Genomic DNA, 23,871 nt, shown 5'->3' on the forward strand with positions numbered 1-23,871 from the left:
CACCGAAACGGAGTGCGGGCGTAGCTCAGGGGTAGAGCATAACCTTGCCAAGGTTAGGGTCGTGAGTTCGAATCTCATCGCCCGCTCCATCGGAAAACAGGCCGCCGCAAGGCGGCTTTTTTCATGCCGCAATGGCCCCGCTGCCCTGACATTCCCCCAGTTCCACGCCGCGCCGTCCGCCCGCAGGCCAGCCATTTTTTCTGTCAGAAAATCGCCATACCCCCCTTGCAGGCCCCGGCACGGGGGGCTAAATACCGCCTCACCGAAACGGAGTGCGGGCGTAGCTCAGGGGTAGAGCATAACCTTGCCAAGGTTAGGGTCGTGAGTTCGAATCTCATCGCCCGCTCCATCGGAAAACAGGCCGCCGCAGGGCGGCTTTTTTCATGGCGTCATCATCGCAGGCCTGCCCCCCCTCGCCCCTGTTGAAAATACCTCCGGGGGTGAATGGCCCGCACGGGCCAGAGGGGGCGCGGGCGCCCCCTGCCCAACCCGCAGCCGCTGGTCAGATCGAAAAGGACGTGCCGCAGCCGCAGGAACTGGTGGCGTTCGGATTGTCGATGACAAAACGCGCGCCGATCAGCTCGTCCTCGAAATCAATCGTGGCACCGGCCAGAAACGGCAGCGAAACCGGGTCGATCAGCACCCGCTGGCCACGGGCCTGTTCCTCGGACGGGCCTTCGATGATCAGGTCATCGGGCGCCGCCTCGTCCAGCCGGATGTCGTATTGAAAGCCCGAACAGCCGCCCCCCGACACCGCCACGCGCAGCGGGCGCGGCTGATCGGTGCCGTCATTGATGGCGGCCAGCCGCGCAAAGGCGCGATCTGTGACTTTTGGCGGCAGATTGAGGTTCACGTTCATGGGCCGTTCCCGTTGTCCTTATGGCTGTGGAATATAGGCTCTGGCGCGCAATGCTTCAAGGAAGGCCCTGATGACCGCGCCCTATGCCTGCCAGCCCGCCGACAGTCGCGGACGGTTTCACACCGAACGCATGTCGACCTTTCGCAGCCCGTGGCAGCGCGACCGCGACCGCATCATCCATTCCAGCGCCTTCCGGCGGCTTAAGCACAAGACGCAGGTCTTTGTCGAACATGATGGCGATGCCTATCGCGGTGATTATTACCGCACCCGGCTGACCCACACGATCGAGGTCGCGCAGGTCGCCCGCACCATTGCCGGGGCGCTGGATCTGAACACCGATCTGGCGGAATCGGTGGCACTGGCCCATGACCTTGGCCACCCCCCGTTCGGCCATACCGGCGAGGACGCGCTGGCCGCGCTGATGGCGCCCTATGGCGGGTTTGATCACAACGCGCAGGCGCTGCGCATCGTCACCCGGCTGGAAAAGCACTATGCTGATTTCGACGGGCTGAACCTGACCTGGGAAAGCCTCGAGGGTATCGCCAAACATAACGGCCCGGTCACCGACACCCCCCTGCCCTATGCGCTGGCCGAGGTGAACGAGGCCTGGGATCTGGGCCTGCACACCTATGCCAGCGCCGAGGCGCAGGTGGCGGCGGTGGCCGATGACATCGCCTATAATCACCACGACCTGCATGACGGGCTGCGCTCGGGCCTGTTCTCGGAGGGCGATCTGGCCGATCTGCCCATCGTCGGCCCCGCCTTTGCCGAGGTGGACCGCCTGCATCCCGGCCTTGCCCCCATGCGCCGCCGCCACGAGGCCCTGCGCCGCGTTTTTGGCGTCATGGTCGAGGACGTGATCGCCGTGGCGCAAAACCGGCTGGCGGCGATGCAGCCGGGCCATGTCGATGACATCCGCAACAGCGACGGCCCGATCATCCGTTTTTCCAAGCCGCTGTATCAGAACCTGAAAGCGGTGAAATCCTTCCTGTTCACCCGCATGTATCGCGCCCCCTCGGTGATGGAGGAACGCGCCAGCGTCACCCGGATGCTGGAGGCGATGTTTCCCGGCTTTCTGGCCGATCCGTCGCTGTTGCCCGCCGATTGGCAGGCCGATGTCGCGGGCGCAAATGACGAAACCGCCCGCGCCCGCATCGTGCTGGATTATGTCGCGGGCATGACCGACCGTTTCGCCATCGCGGAATATCAGCGCCTGTTCGCCTGACCCGCACCGCCTGACCCGCCGCACCTGACACGTCTCGCCCGTGCGGTCTGCCCGGCCTCAGGGGGGCGGCCTCAGGGGGCGGGACGGGCCGCCGGGGGCTGGGTTGCGACCGCATCGGGGCGGGCACCGGGGGCGGTCTTGGGCGGGGTCGCGGGCTTGGCCCGAGGTGCCTTTTGCGGCAGCGCCTGCGGGCGCGGACGGGGGGCGGCGCTGCTGGCCGGGGCGGTCGGCGCGGCGGGGCGGGCGCTGGCGTCGGGCGTGGTGGCGTCCGGGCTGGCGGCTTTGGGCGATGCGGATGGGGTGGCCTGGTTCAGCCAGTCCTGCATCCGGGTGATCTCGGCCCCTTGGGTGGCGATGATCTGTTCGGCCAGCAGGCGGACCCGGTGGTCGCTGCCATGTTCCAGCACCACCCGCGCCATGTCGATGGCGCCCTGATGATGGGCGATCATGCCGCGCAGAAAATCGGCATCGGCATTGCCCGTCAGCGGAAACGCCATGCCCCTGTGCATCTTGTCCAGCGCCGCGCGATAGGCGGCGTCGGCCGCGCCCGCTGCCGGGCTGGCGGCACCGGGTGCGGCGGCAGCATGGTCATGCGGGGCGGGGCTTTGCGCCATGGCGGCGGCGGGAAGGCTGCACAGGGCGGCCAGCAACAGGGGGCGGATCATGGGTTGTCTTTCCTTTCAGACCGGCGACGCGACGGGAACCATCCGGCCAGACTGGACCGCCCCGGCCATGGCCGCAAATCACCTGCGCGCGAGTCAGCGCGTGAAGATCAGCGCCATCCCCGCCACCGCCAGCACCGCCCCCAGCCATGACGTCCCCGAGGGGCGCGCCCCCGTCAGCCCCCATAGCAGCGGCAGGATCAGCACCGGCGACAGCGCCGACAGCGTCGACACGATCCCGACCTTGCCCCCTTGCAGCGCAAACATCATCAGCGTCATGCCCATCACCATGGCCACCAGCCCCGATAACAGCGTGAACAGGGCGATCCGGGGCGTCAGCCGCCCGCGTGGCCGGACGGCGCGCAGTGGCAGGCTGGTCAGGCCGACAAGGCACAGCGCCGCCACGCCGACCCGGATCAGCGAGGCGGTATAGGGGTCAAACCCCGTCGCCATCACCGGGCGCGCGATCAGCGACCCCACCGCCTGTCCGGTCGCCGCCAGCAGGCCAAAGCCGATACCGCCCCAGATGCCGCCGGTCACGGCCTCGAACCGGTGGCTGCCCGACCGGCCCGGACGGCCCAGAACCGCCATCATCACCCCGGCAGTGGTCAGCCCGATCCCGGCAATGGCCAGCGGCGACAGGCGTTCCCCAAGGGCCAGCCAACCCAGCAGGGCGGCAATCGGCGCGTTCATCGCAAACAGCGCCCCGGTCCGGCGCGGACCCAGCCGCAGCAGCGCGAAATACAAAACCGTGTCACCGGCAAACACGCCGATCACCCCGGATGCCGCCAGCACCAGCGCATCGCCCGCCGTTACCCCGCCCCAACGCCCGGTCAGGGTGATGATCGCCGCCAGCATCGCCACGACCATGATCTGCCGGATGCGGTTAAAGGCAAACGGACCCAGCGCCTGCGCCCCCGGTTGCGACAACAGCCCGGTGATCGACCAGCAGATCGCCGCCCCAAGCGCGGCCAGTTCATGGCTGAGGGTCATTCCCGCCCCCGCCAGGTCGGCTGTGGTCGCGGCCCGCGCCCGTGCCCGGCGCGTGGACCGCGGGCGCGCGCGTATTGGGCCGGATCGCCAGCGTCACCGTGACAAAGCTGACGTAAAGCAACAGATACCACGACCCGATCTTGGCAAAGGAGACCCGGTCAAGGCTGGTCTGCCCGGCATACAGCCATGTCCCGGTCAGCGTGCCGATATTTTCGGCCAGCCACAGAAACAGGCTGGTCAGAAATGCCGCCAGCGGCAGCGGCATCCAATACCAGCGCCCCGGCCGATACCAGATCCGGCTGCGGCCAAACAGGATCAGCGTGGCCAGAAACAGCATCAGACGCAGATCGGGCACGACATGGTGGCTGAAGAAATTGACGTAAATCGCCAGCGCCAGCCCGACCGTCATCCAGAATGGCGGGTAAGGCGCAAAGCGCATGTCAAAGATGCGGATCACCCGCGCCATATAGGACCCGACCGAGGCATACATGAAGCCGGAAAACAGCGGCACCCCCATCAGCTTGAACAGCCCCGGCTCGGGGTATGTCCATGACCCGGCACCGACCTTGAACCATTCCATCGCGGTGCCGGTCAGGTGAAACAGCAGGATGACCCGCGCCTCGGCCCAGGTTTCCAGCCGGAAGATCAGGAACACCGCCTGGGTGATCAGCGCGAATAAAAACAGCGCGTCATAGCGCTGGACCGGCCAGTCGGGCGACCACAGCGCCCGGCTGGTCAGGATGGCGGCCAGCATCAGCGCCCCGAACAGACAGGCCCATCCCTGTTTCAGGACGAACATGACCATATCGCCAGGGGCGCGTGGCAACCGCGCGCGAACGCGGTCACCAAGGCGGCGTTCAAGGCCGCGTGTGGGCAGCATTACATCCCGGCATAAAGCGGGAAGCGGGCGCACAGGGCCTGAACCTCGGCCGCGATTTTGGCCTCGGTTCCGGCATTGCCGTCCTCGCCCTGCGCGGCCAGCCCGTCGACGACCTGAACGATCCAGCGCGCGATCTGGCGGAATTCGTCCTCTTTGAAGCCACGGGTGGTGCCCGCCGGGGTGCCAAGGCGGATGCCGCTGGTCACGAAGGGTTTTTCCGGGTCAAAGGGCACGCCGTTCTTGTTGCAGGTGATATGGGCGCGGCCCAAAGCGGCCTCGGTCGCCTTGCCGGTCACGCCTTTGGGGCGCAGGTCGGCCAGCATCAGGTGGTTATCGGTGCCGCCCGACACGATGTCGATGCCGCCTTTCATCAGCTCGTCCGCCATGGCGCGGGCATTGGTGACAACCTGCGCGGCATAGTCGGTGAAGGACGGGTCCAGCGCCTCGGCAAAGGCGACCGCCTTGGCCGCGATCACATGCATCAGCGGGCCGCCTTGCAGGCCGGGGAACACCGCGCTGTTGATCTTTTTGGCGATGGTTTCGTCATTGGTCAGCACCATGCCGCCACGCGGGCCGCGCAGCGATTTATGCGTCGTCGTGGTCACCACATGCGCATGCGGCAGCGGCGAGGGATGCGCCCCACCCGCCACCAGCCCGGCGATATGGGCCATATCGACCATCAGGTAGGCGCCGACCTCGTCCGCGATCTTGCGGAAGGCGGCCCAGTCCCAGACGCGGCTGTAGGCGGTGCCACCGGCGACGATCAGCTTGGGCTTGTTGGCCAGCGCCGATTCGCGGATCGCCTCCATGTCCAGCAGCTGGTCCTGCTGACGCACGCCATAGCTGACGACGTTGAACCACTTGCCCGACATATTCACCGGCGAGCCATGCGTCAGGTGCCCGCCGCTGTTGAGGTCCAGCCCCATGAAGGTATCGCCCGGCTGCAACAGCGCCAGAAACACCGCCTGGTTCATCTGGCTGCCGGAATTGGGCTGGACATTGGCGAATTTGCAGTCAAACAGCTGTTTCGCCCGCTCGATCGCCAGTTCCTCGACGATATCGACATATTGGCAGCCGCCGTAATAGCGCTTGCCCGGATAACCTTCGGCATATTTGTTGGTCAGCACGCTGCCCTGCGCCTGCAAAACGGCCTTGGACACGATGTTTTCCGATGCGATCAGCTCGATCTCGTCGCGCTGGCGGCCAAGTTCCTGCTGGATGGCGGCAAAGACTTGCGGATCGCGGTTGGACAGGTCTGCGCTGAAAAAGGCGGTCTGGGTCATGGCGTGGTCCTTTTGAAGCCGGTCAGGCGCGGTTTAGCCGTTTTTGCGCCGGGGGCAAAGCGTGATTGCGTCATTTCCGGCCCTTGCCAAGCGCGGCGCGGGCGCCATGATGGCGCCATGACCCGGATGCATTTCATTTCCAGCCGCACCCGCATCGCCCAGGATGCCCGCGCAACCCTGATCAACCGCTATGGCCAGACGCCGCTGGACCGCGCCGATGTCATCGTCGCGCTTGGCGGTGACGGGCTGATGCTGGACGTGATGCATCAGAACCGGGGCCTGCCTGTTTACGGGATGAATCGCGGCACCATCGGCTTTCTGATGAATGATTATGCCGAGGACGACCTGCCCGACCGCATCGCCGTGGCCGAGGAAACCGAGACCAACCCGCTGGCCATGACCGCCGGCGCGGCGGACGGGCATTCGCATTGCGCGCTGGCCATCAACGAGGTCAGCCTGCTGCGGGCCGGTCCGCAGGCCGCCAAGCTGAAGATCAGCGTCAACGGGCGCGTGCGCATGGAAGAGCTGATCTGTGACGGCGTGTTGCTGTGCACACCGGCAGGTTCGACCGCCTATAATTATTCGGCGGGCGGGCCGATCTTGCCGATGGGGTCGAATGTTCTGGGCATGACCGCGATTGCCGCATTCCGGCCCCGCCGCTGGCGCGGGGCGATCCTGCCCAAGGGGGCGCTGGTGCGCATCGACGTGCTGGAGCCCGAAAAGCGCCCGGTCATGGCCGATGCCGACAGCCGCGGCGTCGATTCGGTGCATTGGGTCGAGATCCGGTCCAATGACAGCATTGCCCATCAGCTGTTATTCGACCGCGATCACGGGCTGGAGGAACGGCTGATGCGCGAACAATTCGTCTGAGCGCGACCTGTAACCAAGGGCGGGGGCGCTGCCCCCGTGCCCCCGAGGTATTTGTGACAGAAGCGAGGCGCAGGCGTGGGTTGGCGATTGCCTGCGCCGCCCCGGCGCGCTAGATCGCGGGCATGACCCAGACCAATCGCGCCCCCCTGCCCGCCGAAATTGCCCGCCGCCGCACCTTTGCGATTATCTCGCACCCGGATGCGGGCAAGACCACGCTGACCGAAAAATTCCTGCTGTTCGGGGGCGCCATCCAGATGGCCGGTCAGGTGCGCGCCAAGGGCGAGGCGCGGCGGACGCGGTCGGATTTCATGAAGATGGAACAGGATCGCGGGATCTCGGTCTCGGCCTCGGCGATGTCGTTTGAATATGGTGACTATCGCTTCAATCTGGTCGACACGCCCGGCCACAGCGATTTTTCCGAAGATACCTATCGCACGCTGACCGCCGTGGATGCCGCGATCATGGTGATTGACGGCGCGAAGGGCGTGGAAAGCCAGACCCGCAAGCTGTTCGAGGTCTGCCGGTTGCGCGACCTGCCGATCCTGACCTTCTGTAACAAGATGGACCGCGAAAGCCGCGACACGTTCGAGATTATCGACGAAATTCAGGAAAATCTGGCCATTGACGTGGCCCCGGCCAGCTGGCCCATCGGCATGGGCCGCGAGTTTATCGGCGCCTATGACCTGATCCATGACCGGCTGGAGATTATGGACCGCGCCGACCGCAACAAGGTCGCAGAGACCGTTCAGATCAGCGGTCTGGATGACCCGAAACTGGCCGATCACATTCCCCAAGCCCTGCTGGCGCAACTGCGCGAAGAGGTCGAGATGGCCCGCGAGTTGCTGCCCGCCTTTGACCGCCAGTCCTTCCTTGAGGGGCATCTGACGCCGATCTGGTTCGGCAGCGCCATCAACAGTTTCGGCGTGCGCGAGCTGATGGACGGGATCGGGGAATACGGCCCCGAGCCGCAGCCCCAGAATGCCGCCGAACGTCAGATCGCGCCCGCGGAAAAGGCCGTCACCGGTTTTGTGTTCAAGGTTCAGGCCAATATGGACCCCAAGCATCGCGACCGGGTGGCGTTCGTGCGACTGGCCTCGGGGCATTTTCAGCGCGGCATGAAGCTGACCCATGTGCGCACGAAAAAGCCGATGGCGGTGTCAAACCCGGTGCTGTTTCTGGCCGCCGACCGCGAACTGGCCGAAGAGGCCTGGGCCGGCGATATTATCGGCATTCCCAACCACGGCCAGTTGCGCATCGGCGACGCGCTGACCGAGGGCGAGGCGCTGCGCTTTACCGGCATTCCGTCATTCGCGCCGGAATTGCTGCAAAACGTGCGATCTGGCGATCCGATGAAGGCCAAGCATCTGGAAAAGGCGCTGATGCAATTCGCCGAGGAAGGCGCGGCCAAGGTGTTCAAGCCGATGATCGGGTCGGGCTTTATCGTCGGCGTGGTCGGCGCGCTGCAATTCGAGGTGCTGGCCAGCCGGATCGAGCTGGAATACGGCATTCCCGTCCGGTTCGAACCCAGCCAGTTCACCAGCGCCCGCTGGGTGGCCGGCCCGCGCGAAAAGCTGGACGCATTTGCCAATACCAACAAACAGCACATGGCCAGCGACCATGACGGCGACCCGGTTTACCTGACCCGCCTGCAATGGGACATCGACCGGGTCGAGCGTGACCACCCCGAGCTGAAGCTGACCGCGACCAAGGAAATGATGGTCTGAGGCGTCACACGAAGCCGCGCCAGATCAGCACCCACAGGATCAGCAGGCCCATCATCAACAGGCCGAACGCGATCGAGGCCGAGACCCGCAGCGCCCCGGTCTGTGCGCGCTGCCCGGCATTCAGCGCCCGCAGATAGGCGGTCAGCGCGTGATGCGCCCGTGCGACATGGGACAGGTCGATCTGGCGCCCGGTCTTGGGGGCGTGGGCCATCAGGTCAGCGCGGGCCAGAAACCGCCCTTCGCGGCGCAGGCGACGCGGCAGCGCCCCGCCGCGACGGCGCATCATCTGGTCCAGCGTCACCGCCTCGCCCCGGCGCGCGCCGCCAAACCGGGCCGCCATCAAGCCCGCGACCTCGTCCGCCATGTGCCGGGTTTCTTCGAACAGCATTGCATCCCCACGCGTGAAAGTCGAAAACACAGCCCGACAGAACAAGGGGCTGTGCGATGCTGAATGTGACCGAAACGGGACGCGATTCCAACCTGCCGCCGGTGCTGCTGGCGCACGGTTTGTTCGGATCTGGTAAAAACCTTGGGGGGATCGCCCGGCGTCTGGCCGGGGACCGGCGGGTTCTGTCGGTGGATATGCGCAATCATGGTGACAGCGCCTGGACCGAAAGCCACAGTTATGACGATCTGGCGGGCGATCTGGCGCGGGTGATTGCCGATCATGGCGGCCAGATGGATGTGGTCGGCCATTCGATGGGTGGCAAGGCCGCGATGTGGCTGGCGCTGACCCGGCCGCAGCATGTGAACCGGCTGGTGGTGCTGGACATCGCGCCGGTGACCTATGACCACGATCAGCATGGCCCGCTGGAGGCCGCGCGCGGGCTGGATGTGCGCGGGGTCAGCCTGCGGTCCGAGGCCGACCGGCGCCTGTCGGAAACCATTGCCGAGCCGGGGGTGCGGGCCTTTTTGCTGCAATCGCTGGACCTGAAGGCCGAACCGCCGCGCTGGAAGATCAATCTTGATCTGCTGGCCGGGGAAATGGACCGGCTGACCGGGTTCCCGGCGACGGAAGGGCGGCATTTCGACGGCCCGGCGCTGTTTCTGGCCGGGGCGCTGTCGAATTATGTGCTGCCCAAGCACGAGGCCAACATCCACGCCGCCTTTCCACAGGCGCAGATCCGGCGGATTGACGGCACCGGGCATTGGCTGCACGCCGAAAAGCCCGCCGAGGTGGCCAGCGCCGTGGCCGGTTTCCTGACCTGACCGGCGCCGATACCCGCCAGCCGCCGCCACCCCCGGTGCGGCGGCGAATGGCGCGGTATGGCTGGTTTATTCGTCGGGGTCCATCATGTCGTTTTCGGTCATTTTCTTTTCGACCAGCCAGGTGATCGGGATCGAGATGATGGCCCCGATCAGTGCCGAAACAACCACACCTTTCGTGGTGTAATAGCCCATCGCCAAGGCCACGACCACGCCGATCCCGGCCAGCGTGGACATCGACAGCGTCAGAAGAAGAAAGAAAAGGCGGCTCATATGCGTGTCCCTTTTGATGCGCGAATCGGGGGCAGGTTAGGCGGCGATCACGGCGGCGTCATTGATCAGGATCAGATTGCACCCCCGTCACAGTCGACCCGCAGATCGGCGACGCCGGTATCGCCGGGGATTTTGGTGGTCAGGCTGTCGGGCAGCACCCGGCAACCGGTGGCCTGCGCGGCGGCGCGCATCATCAGCGCCTGAACCGGGGCACGCTGTGCCCGTGTCAGATAGCCGTGCCGGATCACCTGCACCTGCTGATCGCGGTGAAAAACGGTAAAGCGGATGCCGTCCAGCGTCACCGGGCGACCCGCCACCCCCATATAATCGGGGTCGGGCCAGGCACAGGCGGCCAGCAGCAGAATCAGGGCGAAAGATCGTTTCATGCCCCGACCCTTGCACCAAATGATGAAGAAAAGGTTAGCGCGCGCAAAAAATCAGCGCGCGCAATCGGCACAAAGCGGCGTATCGGGCAGCAGGTCCAGCCGGGCTGCGGCAATGTCTGCACCGCATTTGACGCAGATCCCGTATTCGCCCTGCGCGATGCGCAAAAGCGCGGCGTCGATGCGGCGGATCTCGGCCTGTTCGGCATTGCCAAGGGCCTGCAAGACCTCGTCATCCTCGCGTTCCTGCGCGGCGTCGTCCCAGTCCTGCGGCACCGGGTCGTCAAGGGAATCCTCGATCCGGGCCAGATTGATCTTCAACTCGTGGCGGCGGGCCTCAAGCGTGGCTTTGCGGGTTTGAATGCTGGTCATGACGTCCTCCCTGTGGGACAGTCTAGCGCCGGCGCGGGCAAGGCCAAGATGGAAAAGGGGCCTTGCGGCCCCCATCCTCAATTGTCCATTTTCAGCGCCTGAATGAAGGCGGTCTGCGGGATCTCGACCTTGCCGAACTGGCGCATCTTCTTTTTCCCGGCCTTCTGTTTTTCCAGCAGCTTTTTCTTGCGCGTCGCATCACCGCCGTAACATTTGGCGGTCACGTCCTTGCGCAGCGCCGACAGGGTTTCGCGGGCAATGACGCGCCCGCCGATGGCGGCCTGAATCGGGATCTTGAACATGTGCCGGGGGATCAGCTCTTTCAGCTTTTCGACCATGGCGCGGCCCCGGCTTTCGGCGCGGTCGCGATGCACCATGATCGCCAGCGCATCGACCGGTTCGTCATTGACCAGAATCGACATCTTGACCAGATGATCCTCGCGGTATTCGCTGATCTGATAGTCAAAGCTGGCATAGCCCTTGGTGACCGATTTCAGGCGGTCGTAAAAGTCGAACACCACCTCGGCCAGCGGCAGGTCATAGACCGCCATTGCCCGCGACCCGGCATAGGTCAGGTCCAGCTGAATGCCGCGCCGGTCCTGACACAGTTTCAGCACGTCACCCAGAAATTCATCCGGCACCATGATCGTGGCCTTGATGCGCGGTTCCTCGATATGATCGACCAGCGTCAGGTCGGGCATGTCGGCGGGGTTGTGCAGATCGCGCTTTTCGCCGTCCTTCATATACAGGTGGAACACGACCGAGGGCGCGGTGGTGATCAGGTCCAGATCATATTCGCGTTCCAGCCGGTCGCGGATCACCTCGAGGTGCAGCAGCCCAAGGAAGCCGCAGCGAAAGCCAAACCCCAGCGCGGCCGAGGTTTCCATTTCATAGCTGAAGGACGCATCGTTAAGCGCCAGCTTTTCGATGGCGTCGCGCAGGGCCTCGAAATCATTGGCATCCACGGGGAACAACCCGCAGAACACCACCGGCTGCGCGGGTTTGAACCCCGGCAAAGGCACCTCGGCGCCCTTTTTTTCGTGGGTGATGGTGTCCCCGACGCGGGTGTCGCGCACCTGCTTGATGGATGCGGTAAAGACGCCGATCTCGCCCGGTCCCAGTTCGGCGATATCCTTCATCGCCGGGGTCAGCACCGCCAGCTTGTCCAGCCGATAGGTGGCGCCGGTCTGCATCATTTTAACCGTGTCGCCCTTGCGGATCACCCCGTCCATCACCCGGATCATCACCACAACGCCCAGATAGGGGTCATACCAGCTGTCGACCAGCATCGCCTTCAGCGCCGCATCGCGGTCCCCCCTGGGGGCAGGCAGGCGGGTGACGATGGCTTCCAGCACATCGGGAATGCCAAGGCCGGTTTTGGCCGAAATCTCGATCGCGTCAGATGCGTCGATGCCGATCACATCCTCGATCTGTTCCTTGACCCGGTCGGGCTCTGCCGCCGGCAGGTCGATCTTGTTCAGCACCGGCACGATGTCGTGATTGGCGTCAATCGCCTGATAGACATTGGCCAGCGTCTGCGCCTCGACCCCCTGGGTGGCGTCGACGACCAGCAAGCTGCCCTCGACCGCGCGCATCGAGCGGCTGACCTCGTAGGCAAAGTCAACGTGACCGGGGGTGTCGATCAGGTTCAGAATATAGGTTTTGCCATCCTTCGCCGGATAGGCGATGCGCACGGTGTTGGCCTTGATGGTGATGCCGCGCTCGCGCTCGATATCCATGCTGTCCAGCAGCTGCGCCTTCATGTCGCGTTCGGCCACCGTCCCGGTGAGCTGAATCAGCCGGTCGGCAAGGGTGGATTTCCCGTGGTCGATATGCGCCACGATCGAGAAATTGCGGATGAGGTCAAGATCGGTCATAGGCGGCCTATACAAGGCCCGCAGCGCCCGTGGAAGGGGGATTATGCAGCCCCGCGCCCCGCATGACCCCGGTCAGCCGGGGCGCGACAGGCTGGCGGCATGGGCACTGCCTGCGGCCAGCGCCGCGGCGCGGGCGGCACGGCGGCGGCGCAGGGCCTCGCGCCACATGGCGTAACTGCCCGACCCGACGATCACCGCGCTGCCGATCAGGGTCTGAAGATCGGGCCGTTCCCCGAACACCACCACCGCCACGATCAGCGCAAAAACCAGCCGGGAATAGCGGAAAGGCGCAATCACGCTGGCCTCGCCCACGCGGGTGGCCATGACCAGCGTGGCATAACCCAGCACCCCGAACACCATGCAGGCGACAAAGCGCAGGGCATCGCCCGCCCCGACCGGCACCGGCGCATCGCCCGTCACCGCCATCAGCACCGCCCCCGCCGGGACCAGCGCCAGAAACGCCGAGGCCGACAGCTGATTCGAAGGGACCGAGGCCGGAATGCCGCGCGTGGTCAGATCGCGCAGCGCCAGACCGATCACCCCGACCACCGCCAGCAGTGACAGCGCCGAAAACCCTGCCCCCCAGGGCTGGACGATCAGCAGCACCCCGGCAAAGCCGGTCAGAATCGCCGTCCAGCGCCGCCAGCCGACAGGTTCGCGCAGGAACACCGCCGCCCCCAGCACGATTGCCAGCGGCAGCGTCTGCAAGATGGCCGAGGCCGATGACAGCTCGGTCAGGGCCAGCGCCGAGACAAAGCCAAGCGTGCCGATCACCTCGCCCGCGTTGCGCGTCAGCACCGCCGGGCGCAACAGGTCGCGGGTCAGCAGGCGCTTGCCGCGCAGCGCCAGCAGCGCCCAGAACACCGCCCCGCCAAGCCCGCCCAGAATCATCACGATCTGGCCCACCGGCATCGCGCCTGACAGCAGCTTGACGAACATATCCTCAAGCGCGAACAGCGCCATCGACAACACCATCAGCCCCGAGGCCCGCAGGTTTTCCATCACAGCCCCTCGATCAGGTCAGGAAGTTCGGCAATGCCGCCAAGGCGGCGAAAGCGGGCATGGTCGGGGTCGTCGCCGCGTTCATGCAGCCAGGTCAGGTCATGGGGCAGCAGCACCGCCCATCCGCCAGCGGCCAGCACCGGACGGATGTCGGAATTGACCGAATTGCCCGCCATCAGGAACCGGCCGGGGTCGATGCCATGGCGCGCAAAGACCCGGCGATAGGTGTCGGGCGCCTTGTGCTGGACGATCTCGATCGCGGTAAAGCGGTCCGCCAGCCCCGAGGCCGCGATCTTGCGTTCCTGATCCAGCACATCGCCCTTGGTGATCAGGATCAGCCGCCGCCCGGCCAGCCGGTCCAGCGTTTCGGTCACGCCCGCGATCAGGTGGACGGGGTGGCGCAGCATGTCGTGACCCATCTCAAGGATCTGGGCAATCACCCGCCCCGGCACCCGGTGATCGGTCAGTTCGACCGCGGTTTGCACCATCGACAGCATGAAGCCCTTGATCCCATAGCCGTAAAGCTCAAGATTGCGGCGTTCGGTTTCGAACAGATGCGCGGTAATGTCGGCGGGGTCGGCATGATCGGCCAGCAGGCTGGCAAAGCCTGCCTCGGTCATGCGGAAAAACGTCTCGTTTTCCCACAGCGTGTCATCTGCGTCAAAGCCAATCCAGTCCATGGGGCCGGTCTGCGCCAGCCCATCCCGCGCGTCAAGCGCCCAAGCCCGAGGATCGACATGAAGTTCATCGTCAACGATATGACCTGCGGTCATTGCACCGCCGCCATCACCCGCGCCGTGGCCGAGGCCGGCGGCACCGCCAGCACCGATCTGGACCGTCACGAAGTCACGGTCGGGGGGCTGACGCCCGAACACGCCGCACAGGTGATTCGCGACGCCGGCTATACCCCGCAGCCGGCCTGACGGCGTCGCGGCGCATTTGGGGCACAAGGCGTTGGGGACGGGCGCGGACCGGTCCCCAACCCTTGCGGTGGCCCCGGAAATTTATGTGATTTGAGCCGCGTTAACGATTTTGCTACCATTTGGTGATATCAGGGCGAGACAAGACGGGTGTAACCTGCATCGCCAAGGCAGACCGAGGAGACAGCGAAATGATGAACCGTGCCATGATCGCGGTGGCCGCACTTGTGCTGACCGCCCCTTTTGCCGCCGCCGGCCCGATTGATTCGGCCTGCGTGCGGTCCGACCGTGCCGCCGGCAACGCCCCGCTTTGCGGCTGCATCCAGCAGGTCGCGGACATGACCCTGTCGCGCGCCGACCAGCGCCGCGCCGCGCAATTCTTCCGCGACGCCGATCAGGCCCAACAGGTGCGGATGTCGAAAAGCGACCGCGACAATGCATTCTGGGGCCGCTACAAGAATTTTGCCGCCACGGCCGAGGCCTATTGCGCCCGCTAAGCTTTGCACCCGCCAAGGCCACAGGGCCAGGACGCTGCCAAGGCGCCCTTTGCCGGTGTCTTGGCCTGCGAAGCCCACAAAAGGGTTGGGGCCGTGCCTGTCAGGCAGGCCCACGCGATGGGCCTGCGCAGCGCGTCCCTGATGGGGCGCTGATGGGGCAAATATGGGCAGCGTTTATGCGGGGGCGCTTATATGGGGGCGATCATGCGGGGTCGGAAACGGCAAAGGCGCTGATCGCATGGGCCGCCCGGTAGGCCGCAATCCCCATGCCAAGCAGATCCTTGCAAGACAGGTTCATCATCAGGCGCGTTTCGGAAAGACGCGTTTTGGAAAGACACTTTCCTGACAAGGTAAATTCCTGAAAAGATACGCCCCTTCCAAGGCGCGCCTGTTTCAAGACACCCCTCGCACAGCATTCTGTGCCGTAAATATTTCCCGCAGCGGGTCAGTCGCCCTGCGCAGCGTCCCCGCCATGTTTGCGCCGCCACATGACCGATGACAGGAACGCCACCCCGATAAAGGCGGCGCCCAACAGGCCGGTCACGGCCTCGGGGATGTGCCACATGGTCTGGGCAAACATCACCACCGACAGGATAAGGATCGACCAGAACGCGCCATGTTCAAGATAGCGGAACTGCGCCAGCGTCCCCTTTTCGACCAGCATCAGCGTCATGGCGCGCACATACATCGCCCCGATCCCCAGCCCGATGGCGATCAGGAACAGGTTCTTGGTCAGCGCGAAGGCCCCGATCACGCCGTCAAAGCTGAAGGATGCGTCCAGAACCTCAAGGTATAAAAACGCCCCCAGACCGCCCTGCGCCGTGGCCCGCAGCCCGGCGCGGGACGCACCCGACCCCGAAGCTGACCCCGTATCGTCGTCAGATCCGCCCCAGCGGTCCAGAACCTCACCCAGCGCGTCGACGGCCAGAAAAGTCGCGATCCCCCAGATCCCGGCGAACATAAAGCGGGCCTCGGACCCGGCGGGCAGCAGGATGGTAAAGCCAAGGATCAGCAACAGCACAAAGCCCACCTCCATCCCGCGCACGGAACCGGCGGCACGCAGGCGACATTCCAGCACCTCGATCCAGTCGACATCCTTGGACTGGTCAAAGAAAAAGCTTAACGCAACCAGCATCAGGAAAGCGCCGCCAAAGGCCGCGATGGGCAGATGCGCGGATTCGATCAGATGCGCATATTCGGCCGGGCGGGTGGCGGCCAGCTCGATCGCGGCCCACGGGCTGATATGGGCCGCCGCGACCACGATCAACAGCGGAAACAGCACCCGCATCCCGAACACCGCGATCAGGATGCCCCAGGTCAGGAACCGGCGCTGCCAGACCGGCGACATGGATTTCAGCTTGTTGGCATTGACGATGGCATTGTCAAAGGACAGCGAGATTTCCAGCACCGCCAGCACCGCCGCGATCAGCAGAAACGACAGCGCCCCGGCGCCATTGCCCGAATATTCCCAGCCGATCCAGGCCGCCAGCGCAATCCCCAGCCCGGTCACGATCAGCGGCCATTTCAGATAATGCAGCGAAGATTTCATGATGTTGCACCCGTCCCTGTGCTGACCGCCTGCTGCGGCTTTGACAGACAGATAGGGGCGCCGCGCAGCCCCCGCAAGCCAGCCCCCGCAATACACCCCACAAGCCGACCCCCGCAAACCGACCCCACGTCAAAGCCGCTGGACAAGCCCGGCTGTGGCTGTCACAGCCCTGTCACCTTGACCGGTCAGGAAAAGCGTATGGAAAGCTGTCGTCGCTACGCCGTTTACTTCACCCCGCCGCCCTGTCCGCTGGCCGATTTCGGCGCGGCATGGCTGGGCTGGGACATGGCCGAGGCCCGCGAGGTGCCAGGCCCGGACCTGCCCGCCCTGCCCGTTGCCCGCGACCAGATCACCGCACAGCCGCGTCGTTACGGGTTGCACGCCACGCTGAAGGCGCCGTTCCGGCTGGCACCGGGCGCCGATGCGGCGGCGCTGCTGGATGCGATGCGCGTTACCGCCGCGGGGCTGCCCGCGCTGGTGCTGACGGGGGGGCTGGAACTGGCCGATCTGTCCGATTGTCTGGCGCTGGTCCCGGCCCGCCCGCAACCCGCGCTGGACGCCATGGCCGCGCATCTGGTCGAGGAACTGGACCTGTTCCGCGCGCCCCTGACCCCGGCTGAACACGCCCGCCGCAATCCGGCCCGGCTGACCCCGCGCCAGCGCGCTTTGCTGGATCGCTGGGGCTATCCGTTCACGCATGACCAGTTCGGTTTTCACATCACCCTGACCGGGCCGCTGCCCGACCGCGACCGGCAGGCCACCCGCGCCGCGCTGGTGCCGCTGTTGTCGCCACTGCTGGCGGACCCGTTCCCGATCGCCAGCCTGACCCTTGCCGGCGAGGACAGCAGCGGCATGTTCCGCGAACTGGCGCGGGTCGCCCTGCGGCGCCCGGCAATCGCGGCGGGGTGATTTACAACCATTTCTTCCATTTAAGGAACCAATAGGTCGCCACCGCCGAGGCCACCATCATCACCAGCGCCATCGGATAGCCCCAGAACCATTTCAGTTCCGGCATCACGTCGAAATTCATGCCATAGATCGACCCGACCAGCGTCGGCGGCAGAAACAGCGCCGCCACCACCGACAGGATGCGCACGGTATCGTTCTGTTGCAGGCTGATCAGCCCCAGCGTTGCATCCACCGCCAGCGAGACCCGCCCCGACAGGAAATCGGCGTGAACCTCGAGCGACTGGATATCGCGGAAATGCGCCTTGACGATGGGCTTTAATCCCCCGGCATCGGGACGGCGTTCGATTGTGGCATTGTAAAAGGTCAGGATGCGTTCCACCGATAACAGCCCCAGACGCACCCGCGCCAGCACATCGCCCTGAATGCCGACCCGTTCCAGCGATTTCTGCAACAGGGCCGACCGATCGCCGGCGCGGCCATCGAAGACGCGGGTGGTGGTGTCGTCCAGAACCCGCCCCACCCCTTCCAGAATATCGGCCAACCGCGAGATGATCTCTTCCAGCAGGGACAGAAACAGCCGGTCGACGGTGCGGGTGCCGGCGGTGCCGCGCTCGGCGCGTTCGGGAAAGGTGCGGAACGGGCGCGGGGCGTGGTGGCGCACCGTCACCATCCGCGTCGGGGTCAGGATGAAGGTAACCGGCGCGGCAATGCTGGTGCCCTCGGGGGTTTCACCGGGCAGCACCGCGGTCATGTAATGCACCCCGTCTTCGTGATACAGCCGGTTCGAGATCTCGATCTCTTCCATATCCTCCAGCGTGGGGACGTGAATCCCCAGCGCCTCGACCGCGGCGACCTGTCGCGACAGCGGGCGATACAGGTCGATCCACTGTGCCTGTGTCAGGTCGGCCTCGGGCGGCAGGATGGCGCATCCCGCAGCGGTCACGCGATAGGCATTCAGCATGGGCACCCCGTTCCAGATCACCCGGTCCTGCCTAACCGGATTGGCCGGATCGTCAAGCGGCGAAACCCCGCCAATGCCGCCACCGGCCATGCCGGGGCCGCTTGTCACCCCGGTTTCATACTGCCAGTCTAGCATCGCTGAAAACGGCAATTCACCGGGCAGAACACCATGGCCATGCTTCCCCCCCTGACCCTTGCGGGCGCCCAGATCCTGCGCGATGGCGCCATTGCCGATGGCGTGGTCGGGCTGAAGGACGGGCGGCTGACCGACGCGGCGCTGCCGGTGGTCGATCTGTCGGGCTATTGGGTGTTGCCGGGTGTTATCGACCTGCATGGCGACGGGTTTGAACGCCACCTGTCGCCGCGCCCCGGCGTGGTGTTCGACCCGGAAGGGGCGCTGCGGCTGACCGACCGCGAACTGGCCGTGAACGGCATCACCACCGCATGGGCCGCCCAGGGCTGGAGCTGGGAACCCGGATGGCGCAGCCCCGATGCCGCCGAGGCGCTGTTGCGGGCGCGGGCCGGTCTGGACCTGCTGACCGATCTGCGGGTGCAGTTGCGCGCCGAAACCCATCTGGTCGCGCAAGAGGAACGGCTGATCCGCGCGGTGCGCGACTGGGGCGTCGATTACGTCGTTTTCAACGATCACATGGATGAATGGACCGGCCATCTGGCGGCCCGCCCGACCGAGTTGGCGGCGCGGGCGCGCAAGCTGGGATGTGCCCCCTCCGAATTGCGCCGCGCGATCACGCAGGCGGCGCAGGACAAGCCGCGCGTGCCGCGTCATCTGTGCCGTCTGGCCGCCGGTTTCGACCGGCTTGGCATCCGCTATGGCAGCCATGACGATGACAGCGGCCATACCCGCGCCGCCTATTCCATGATCGGGGCGCGGATCTGCGAATTTCCGACCGCCCATGCCGCCGCCGCTGCCGCGCATGCGCTGGGGGACCCGGTGCTGATGGGGGCGCCGAATGTGGTGCGCGGGCGATCGACCGGGGGCAATGTCTCGGCCTGCGACCTGATCGAGGCCGGGCTGTGCGATGTGCTGGTCTCGGACTATCACTTCCCGGCGCTGGTGCAGGCGGCTTTCGCGCTGGCCGACAGCGGGCTGCGCGATCTGGCCGGGGCATGGGCGATGATCGCCACCCGCCCGGCCGAGGTCATGGGCCTGACCGATCGCGGCCGTATCGCGCCGGGGCTGCGCGCCGATCTGGTGGTGATCAACCGCGACAGCCGTCAGGTCGAAGCCACCATAGCCGGGGGACGTCTGGCCTATCTGGCCGGGGCCGCCGCCGGGCGCTTTTTCGCGGCTTTCGGCGCGGCCCAGACCCAACCCCGCATGGCGGCTGAATAAACCCACCGCAGGGCGGGCCGTGATCCGCGCGGATGTGAGGCGGTGCCTGGGAAACGTCAAAACGGGCTGTGGCACACCGCATCCTTCAGCGGCATCCTTCAGCGGCGATGCATCCCTTGGGCCGCATCCCGCATCTTTCACGGCGCAAGCACAGCGTTTCGGTGTGCACAGCATTCACCTCAGGGCGCGCGCAGCGGCTCCCCTCAGGGCGCGCGCAGCCGTTCCCCTCATTGCGCGCGAAGCGCGACCGCAAGGTCCGCGACATTCGTTCCCGTGCTGCCGGTCATGACCAGCGCCCCCGCCGCCGCCAGTGCCGGGCCGCTGTCATGGGCGCGCAGCGCGGCCTGCGGGTCCAGACCCGCCGCGCGCATCCGCGCCAGCGTTTCCGGCCCGACCACCGCGCCTGCGGCCTGTCCCGGCCCGTCGCGCCCGTCACTGCCAAGCGCGGCAAAACGCCAGTCAAACCCCAGCGGCGCGGCGGCCTCGGCCAGCGCCAGCCGCAGGGCCAGTTCCTGATTGCGCCCGCCCTGCCCGACCGGCCCCGACCCCAGCCGCACCGTGGTTTCGCCACCAAAAGCCAGCGCCTGACCGGGGCGCAGATCGCGCATCGCCGCCAGCAGCCGGGGCGCGCAGGTGGCGACCTCGCCGGTCAGGGGCCGGGGCGCGGATCGCGCGCCCGCCGCCGCCATGGCGCGCAGGCTGATCGCGTTCGACCCCACCACCTGCACCGGCCCGCCCGGTGGCGGCGCGGGCGGCTGGGGCCGGGTCAGCGCGCGTTGCACCGCAGGCGGCAGCCGCGACCACAGCCCGGCCTGCCGCGCCAGATCTGCGGCCTGTGCCAGCGTGCCGATGGGCGCGACGCTTGGCCCAGATGCCACGACGCGCGGGTCATCGCCCGGCACATCTGACAGGATCAACGTGCAGACCGGCGCCGGTGACAGCCGCAGCCAGCCCCCGCCCTTTTGCACCGACAGTGCCTGCCGGATGCGGTTCATCGCAATGATGTCCAGCCCTGACCCCAGCAACAGCCGGTTCACCGCGATCTTGTCAGCCAGCGTCACCCCCGGCACCGGCGCCGGCAGCATTGCCGACCCCCCGCCCGAGATCAGCGCCAGCACCGCCTGACCGGCGCGCCCCTGCGACAGAAACTCCGCCACCTGATGCGCCGCCGCCAGACCCTGTGCATCGGGTTCGGGGTGGCCTGCGCGCAGCACCATCGCCCCCGGCAGCGGCCTGTCATTTCCGGCATGGGTCACCGCCAGCGCGGGCACCCCCGGCAACAGCGTCAGCGCGGCGCGCGCCATTTGCGGCGCGGCCTTGCCCACAGCCAGCACCCGCCAGCCGCCCACTGGCACCACCTGCGCCAACAGGCCGGGCAGCGCGCCCGCCACAGCGGTAAAGGGGTCGGCGGCGGCAATACCGGCGCGGATCAGGCCAAGGGCGGTTTCAGACAGCGCATCATGGTTCATGCGGGGATGAAACCGCATTGTTCAGGCCGGGGAAAGCGCAAACAGAAAAGGCGCCCCGAAAGGCGCCTTTTCCAACCCAGAGAGCGGGTAAAAAGGGAACTCGTTAAGGTCACAATCCTTGCGCATCCGGTTTGCCGGATACGGACCCGCGCTGTCGCGAGCCGCGCGGGATCACAGGTGACGCTTGGCGAATTCGTTCACTTTTTCGTCGGCTTCTTCCTTGGTCCAGCCGTATTTTTCCTGAAGCTTGCCGGCCAGCTTGTCTTTCTTGCCGTCGATCTGGTCCAGTTCGTCATCGGTCAGATCGCCCCAGCTTTCCTTGACCGAACCCTTCAGCTGTTTCCATTTGCCTTCGATAACATCCCAGTTCATGCGAACCTCCAATTTTTACTGCGTCACTGCGTCATGCGCTGTTGCATGTCGGGAAGGTAACGTGTCGCAGCCGGTCGGGTTCCATCGCCAAACAAAGATCAGTTCACCAGATCGCGCGGCACGCCGCCCGCCTGCCAGTCCAGCAGGTTGTCCAGCGCCCGCATTGCCATTGCGGTGCGCGTCTGTTCGGTCGCGGTTCCCAGATGCGGCAGCAGGGTGGCGTTCCACAGCCCGCGCAGCGCGGCGGGCACGGCGGGCTCGTGCTCATAGACATCCAGCCCCGCCCCGGCGATGACGCCGTCTTGCAGCGCGGCAATCAGCGCGGCCTCGTCAACGACATCGCCGCGCGCGACATTGATCAGGCAACTGCGCGCGCCCATCGCCGCCAGCTCGGGCGCGCCAATCATGTGCCGCGTACCGGCACCGCCCGGCACCGCCAGAATGGTGAAATCGGCCAGTTCCAGCAGATCGGTCAGCCGGTCCATCTGGCGCGCGGGCACATCCAGCGATGACAGCGCCGAGCGGTTAAAAAACACCACCCGCATTCCAAACCCGTGGTGACAGCGCCGGGCAATGGCGCGGCCAATGCGGCCCATGCCGACAATCCCCACCGTGCGCCCGCTGACGTGACGCCCCAGCAATTGCGTCGGCTGCCAGCCGGGCCAGTCGCCCGCGCGCAGCATATGTTCGCCCTCGGACGCGCGGCGGGCCACCATCAGCAGCAGGGTCATCGCGATATCGGCGGTGGCATCGGTGACAACATCGGGGGTGTTGCTGACCGACACCCCCGCCGCCCGCGCCGCCGCAAGGTCGATATGGTTGAACCCGGCGCCGAAATTGGCCAGCAGGCCGCAACGCGGCGTGGCGTCAAAGGCCGCGGCGGTAAAGCCATCGCCAAGCGTCGGGATGATCGCGTCATAGCTGGCCAGCGCGTCGCGGGCCTGATCCACGCCAAGCGGGGTGGGATCGTCGCGGAACTGAACGTCAAAACGGGCGCGAAGGGCGGCTTCGGCGGCGTCGGTCATGCGGCGGGTGACAAGCAGGGTTTTCAATGCAGTTTCTCGCCATTGGTGACGGGCTGGTCGGGGGTGATCAGGGTGATGCCGCCATCAGGGGCGGTCAGGCCCAGAACCAGCACCTCGGACATGAAGGGGCCAATCTGGCGCGGCGGGAAATTGACCACCGCCAGCACCTGCCGCCCCGGCAAGGTGTCGGGGCTGTAATGATCGGTGATCTGCGCCGATGACTTGCGCAGCCCCAGCGCGCCAAAGTCGATCCACAGCCTGATCGCCGGGCGACGGGCCTGGGCAAATGGCTCGGCCCGGATGATGGTGCCGGCGCGGATATCGACGCGCTGGAAATCTGCGATGCCGATCAGGTCGGAACCATCGGCACAGGCCGGACCGGGCGCGGTCATGCGCCCAGTTCCCGCCCACGCGCCGCGGCGGCGCGCAGGGTGCGGCGCATCAGCGGCGGCAGGCCGTGATCGGGGTCCATCAGTTCGGCCAGCCCCGCCGCCGTGGTCCCCCCCGGCGAGGTCACGTTCTGGCGCAGCACGGCGGGCGCGGTGTCATCGGCCATGGCCAGCGCCCCGGCCCCGGCCACGGTGGCGCGGGCAAGCGCCAGCGCCAGTTCGGGGGACAGGCCCTCGGCCTCGCCAGCGGCGGCCATGGCCTCGATCATGTGGAAGACATAGGCGGGGCCGGACCCGGACAGCGCCGTCACCGCATCCATCTGTGCTTCGTCGTCCAGCGTTACGCAGCGCCCGACCGCCGACATCAGCGCCCCGGCCAGCCGCATGTCGTCGCGACCGGCGCGGTCATTGCCGATCAGCGCGGTAATCCCCTGCCCGATGGCGGCGGGGGTGTTGGGCATGGCGCGGATGATGGCGCGGTCCGGGAAGGCCGCCTGATAGGCCGCCAGCCGCACCCCCGCCGCGACCGACACGATCAGCGTGTCCGGCCCCGCCGCATCGCGCAGCACGGGCAGCACATCGCCCATCATCTGCGGCTTGACCGCCAGCACGATCACCGCCGGATCGGCTGGCGGGGCGGCGTTCAGATGCAGGCCGCGATCGGCCCATTTCGGCGCCGGGTCCGGGTCGCTGACCCAGACCGAGCCGGGCTTCAGGCCGCGCGCCAGCCACCCCTCAAGCAGGGCGCCGCCCATGCGGCCACAGCCCACCAATACCAGTCCGCGGTCATTCAGTCGCGCCAGATCCATGCCTGCCCT

General features: G+C 66.3%; 28 protein-coding genes and 2 tRNA genes. 10 read left to right on the forward strand and 20 right to left on the reverse strand.

The window, feature by feature from the left end:
• The first annotated feature begins 14 nt into the window (after positions 1-14).
• Positions 15-89: transfer RNA gene (locus ACFXP9_RS11200), tRNA-Gly, on the forward strand.
• 185 nt (positions 90-274) lie between these two features.
• Positions 275-349, forward strand: a tRNA-Gly gene (locus tag ACFXP9_RS11205).
• Between the two features lie 153 nt (positions 350-502).
• On the opposite strand, the gene ACFXP9_RS11210 is transcribed toward ACFXP9_RS11205, so the two are convergent.
• Positions 503-859: a HesB/IscA family protein gene (locus ACFXP9_RS11210; protein ID WP_397208752.1), complete on the reverse strand. Its 357-nt coding sequence runs from the start codon at positions 857-859 to the stop codon at positions 503-505.
• Positions 860-929: 70 nt separating this feature from the next.
• Here ACFXP9_RS11210 and ACFXP9_RS11215 point away from each other — a divergent pair, with 70 nt between their 5' ends.
• Positions 930-2,084: a deoxyguanosinetriphosphate triphosphohydrolase gene (locus ACFXP9_RS11215; protein WP_397208751.1), complete on the forward strand. Its 1,155-nt coding sequence runs from the start codon at positions 930-932 to the stop codon at positions 2,082-2,084.
• 71 nt (positions 2,085-2,155) lie between these two features.
• Here ACFXP9_RS11215 and copM read toward each other — a convergent pair whose 3' ends face one another.
• The 4 genes from copM to glyA all read right to left on the reverse strand — a co-directional run bounded on the left by copM (position 2,156) and on the right by glyA (position 5,902).
• The gene (copM, locus tag ACFXP9_RS11220; RefSeq protein ID WP_397208750.1) at positions 2,156-2,749 is read right to left on the reverse strand and encodes a CopM family metallochaperone; all 594 of its coding nucleotides are present in this window, start codon (positions 2,747-2,749) and stop codon (positions 2,156-2,158) included.
• A gap of 93 nt (positions 2,750-2,842) precedes the next feature.
• Entirely contained in the window at positions 2,843-3,739 is an 897-nt protein-coding gene (locus ACFXP9_RS11225) for a DMT family transporter (RefSeq protein WP_397208749.1), read from the reverse strand.
• On the reverse strand, positions 3,723-4,538 hold the full coding sequence (locus ACFXP9_RS11230; RefSeq protein WP_397210216.1) for a DUF817 domain-containing protein: 816 nt from the start codon (positions 4,536-4,538) through the stop codon (positions 3,723-3,725). The genes ACFXP9_RS11225 and ACFXP9_RS11230 overlap by 17 nt, the downstream gene beginning before the upstream one ends.
• A gap of 80 nt (positions 4,539-4,618) precedes the next feature.
• Positions 4,619-5,902: a serine hydroxymethyltransferase gene (gene glyA / locus ACFXP9_RS11235; RefSeq protein ID WP_397208747.1), complete on the reverse strand. Its 1,284-nt coding sequence runs from the start codon at positions 5,900-5,902 to the stop codon at positions 4,619-4,621.
• A gap of 117 nt (positions 5,903-6,019) precedes the next feature.
• Here glyA and ACFXP9_RS11240 point away from each other — a divergent pair, with 117 nt between their 5' ends.
• Positions 6,020-6,772, forward strand: coding sequence for an NAD kinase (locus tag ACFXP9_RS11240; protein ID WP_397208746.1), 753 nt, complete (start codon positions 6,020-6,022; stop codon positions 6,770-6,772).
• A 122-nt stretch (positions 6,773-6,894) separates the two neighbouring features.
• Positions 6,895-8,496 (forward strand): peptide chain release factor 3, encoded by a 1,602-nt coding sequence (locus tag ACFXP9_RS11245; protein ID WP_397208745.1) that lies wholly within the window; start codon positions 6,895-6,897, stop codon positions 8,494-8,496.
• A gap of 4 nt (positions 8,497-8,500) precedes the next feature.
• Here the strand turns inward: ACFXP9_RS11245 and ACFXP9_RS11250 are convergent, their stop codons facing one another.
• The gene (locus tag ACFXP9_RS11250; RefSeq protein WP_397208744.1) at positions 8,501-8,884 is read right to left on the reverse strand and encodes a hypothetical protein; all 384 of its coding nucleotides are present in this window, start codon (positions 8,882-8,884) and stop codon (positions 8,501-8,503) included.
• A 56-nt stretch (positions 8,885-8,940) separates the two neighbouring features.
• On the opposite strand from ACFXP9_RS11250, the gene ACFXP9_RS11255 reads away from it, so the two are divergent.
• Positions 8,941-9,705 (forward strand): alpha/beta fold hydrolase, encoded by a 765-nt coding sequence (locus ACFXP9_RS11255; protein WP_397210218.1) that lies wholly within the window; start codon positions 8,941-8,943, stop codon positions 9,703-9,705.
• Positions 9,706-9,771: 66 nt separating this feature from the next.
• Here the strand turns inward: ACFXP9_RS11255 and ACFXP9_RS11260 are convergent, their stop codons facing one another.
• From ACFXP9_RS11260 to ACFXP9_RS11285, 6 genes are all read right to left on the reverse strand, one after another.
• Positions 9,772-9,975 carry a hypothetical protein gene (locus tag ACFXP9_RS11260; protein ID WP_397208742.1) on the reverse strand — a complete coding sequence of 68 codons (204 nt, stop codon included), beginning with the start codon at positions 9,973-9,975 and terminating at the stop codon, positions 9,772-9,774.
• Positions 9,976-10,046: 71 nt separating this feature from the next.
• Complete coding sequence (locus tag ACFXP9_RS11265) at positions 10,047-10,361, reverse strand: hypothetical protein (RefSeq protein WP_397208741.1); 315 nt, start codon at positions 10,359-10,361, stop codon at positions 10,047-10,049.
• A 51-nt stretch (positions 10,362-10,412) separates the two neighbouring features.
• Positions 10,413-10,730 (reverse strand): TraR/DksA family transcriptional regulator, encoded by a 318-nt coding sequence (locus ACFXP9_RS11270; protein WP_397208739.1) that lies wholly within the window; start codon positions 10,728-10,730, stop codon positions 10,413-10,415.
• A 77-nt stretch (positions 10,731-10,807) separates the two neighbouring features.
• Positions 10,808-12,607: a translation elongation factor 4 gene (lepA, locus tag ACFXP9_RS11275; protein WP_397208738.1), complete on the reverse strand. Its 1,800-nt coding sequence runs from the start codon at positions 12,605-12,607 to the stop codon at positions 10,808-10,810.
• 72 nt (positions 12,608-12,679) lie between these two features.
• Complete coding sequence (locus tag ACFXP9_RS11280) at positions 12,680-13,609, reverse strand: DMT family transporter (RefSeq protein WP_397208737.1); 930 nt, start codon at positions 13,607-13,609, stop codon at positions 12,680-12,682.
• Positions 13,609-14,289 (reverse strand): HAD family hydrolase, encoded by a 681-nt coding sequence (locus ACFXP9_RS11285; protein WP_397208736.1) that lies wholly within the window; start codon positions 14,287-14,289, stop codon positions 13,609-13,611. Before ACFXP9_RS11285 ends, ACFXP9_RS11280 begins: the two co-directional genes overlap by 1 nt.
• A 57-nt stretch (positions 14,290-14,346) precedes the next feature.
• On the opposite strand from ACFXP9_RS11285, the gene ACFXP9_RS11290 reads away from it, so the two are divergent.
• Positions 14,347-14,532, forward strand: a complete 186-nt coding sequence (locus tag ACFXP9_RS11290) for a heavy-metal-associated domain-containing protein (protein ID WP_397208735.1) — start codon at positions 14,347-14,349, stop codon at positions 14,530-14,532.
• Positions 14,533-14,720: 188 nt separating this feature from the next.
• Positions 14,721-15,026, forward strand: coding sequence for a hypothetical protein (locus ACFXP9_RS11295; protein ID WP_397208734.1), 306 nt, complete (start codon positions 14,721-14,723; stop codon positions 15,024-15,026).
• Between the two features lie 202 nt (positions 15,027-15,228).
• Here the strand turns inward: ACFXP9_RS11295 and ACFXP9_RS11300 are convergent, their stop codons facing one another.
• Positions 15,229-15,423, reverse strand: a complete 195-nt coding sequence (locus ACFXP9_RS11300; RefSeq protein WP_397208733.1) for a hypothetical protein — start codon at positions 15,421-15,423, stop codon at positions 15,229-15,231.
• Positions 15,424-15,471: 48 nt separating this feature from the next.
• Positions 15,472-16,575: a DUF475 domain-containing protein gene (locus tag ACFXP9_RS11305; RefSeq protein ID WP_397208732.1), complete on the reverse strand. Its 1,104-nt coding sequence runs from the start codon at positions 16,573-16,575 to the stop codon at positions 15,472-15,474.
• A 198-nt stretch (positions 16,576-16,773) separates the two neighbouring features.
• On the opposite strand from ACFXP9_RS11305, the gene ACFXP9_RS11310 reads away from it, so the two are divergent.
• Positions 16,774-17,484, forward strand: coding sequence for a DUF1045 domain-containing protein (locus ACFXP9_RS11310; protein WP_397208731.1), 711 nt, complete (start codon positions 16,774-16,776; stop codon positions 17,482-17,484).
• A 1-nt stretch (position 17,485) separates the two neighbouring features.
• On the opposite strand, the gene ACFXP9_RS11315 is transcribed toward ACFXP9_RS11310, so the two are convergent.
• Positions 17,486-18,445, reverse strand: coding sequence for a magnesium transporter CorA family protein (locus tag ACFXP9_RS11315; RefSeq protein WP_397208813.1), 960 nt, complete (start codon positions 18,443-18,445; stop codon positions 17,486-17,488).
• A 168-nt stretch (positions 18,446-18,613) separates the two neighbouring features.
• Between ACFXP9_RS11315 and ACFXP9_RS11320 the strand changes: the two genes are divergently transcribed.
• Positions 18,614-19,798 (forward strand): alpha-D-ribose 1-methylphosphonate 5-triphosphate diphosphatase, encoded by a 1,185-nt coding sequence (locus ACFXP9_RS11320; RefSeq protein ID WP_397208730.1) that lies wholly within the window; start codon positions 18,614-18,616, stop codon positions 19,796-19,798.
• 227 nt (positions 19,799-20,025) lie between these two features.
• On the opposite strand, the gene ACFXP9_RS11325 is transcribed toward ACFXP9_RS11320, so the two are convergent.
• From ACFXP9_RS11325 to proC, 5 genes are all read right to left on the reverse strand, one after another.
• Positions 20,026-21,285 (reverse strand): glycerate kinase type-2 family protein, encoded by a 1,260-nt coding sequence (locus ACFXP9_RS11325; protein ID WP_397208729.1) that lies wholly within the window; start codon positions 21,283-21,285, stop codon positions 20,026-20,028.
• A 153-nt stretch (positions 21,286-21,438) separates the two neighbouring features.
• Positions 21,439-21,639, reverse strand: coding sequence for a CsbD family protein (locus ACFXP9_RS11330; RefSeq protein ID WP_397208728.1), 201 nt, complete (start codon positions 21,637-21,639; stop codon positions 21,439-21,441).
• Between the two features lie 98 nt (positions 21,640-21,737).
• A complete protein-coding gene (locus ACFXP9_RS11335; RefSeq protein ID WP_397208727.1) occupies positions 21,738-22,691 on the reverse strand; it encodes a 2-hydroxyacid dehydrogenase in 954 nt (317 codons plus the stop codon).
• The gene (locus ACFXP9_RS11340) at positions 22,688-23,056 is read right to left on the reverse strand and encodes a tRNA-binding protein (RefSeq protein WP_397208726.1); all 369 of its coding nucleotides are present in this window, start codon (positions 23,054-23,056) and stop codon (positions 22,688-22,690) included. Before ACFXP9_RS11340 ends, ACFXP9_RS11335 begins: the two co-directional genes overlap by 4 nt.
• On the reverse strand, positions 23,053-23,862 hold the full coding sequence (proC, locus tag ACFXP9_RS11345; protein WP_397208725.1) for a pyrroline-5-carboxylate reductase: 810 nt from the start codon (positions 23,860-23,862) through the stop codon (positions 23,053-23,055). Before proC ends, ACFXP9_RS11340 begins: the two co-directional genes overlap by 4 nt.
• Between the last annotated feature and the right edge of the window lie 9 nt (positions 23,863-23,871).

Origin of the sequence: Paracoccus jiaweipingae (assembly GCF_044335505.1) — a bacterium.
Classification (GTDB): domain Bacteria; phylum Pseudomonadota; class Alphaproteobacteria; order Rhodobacterales; family Rhodobacteraceae; genus Paracoccus.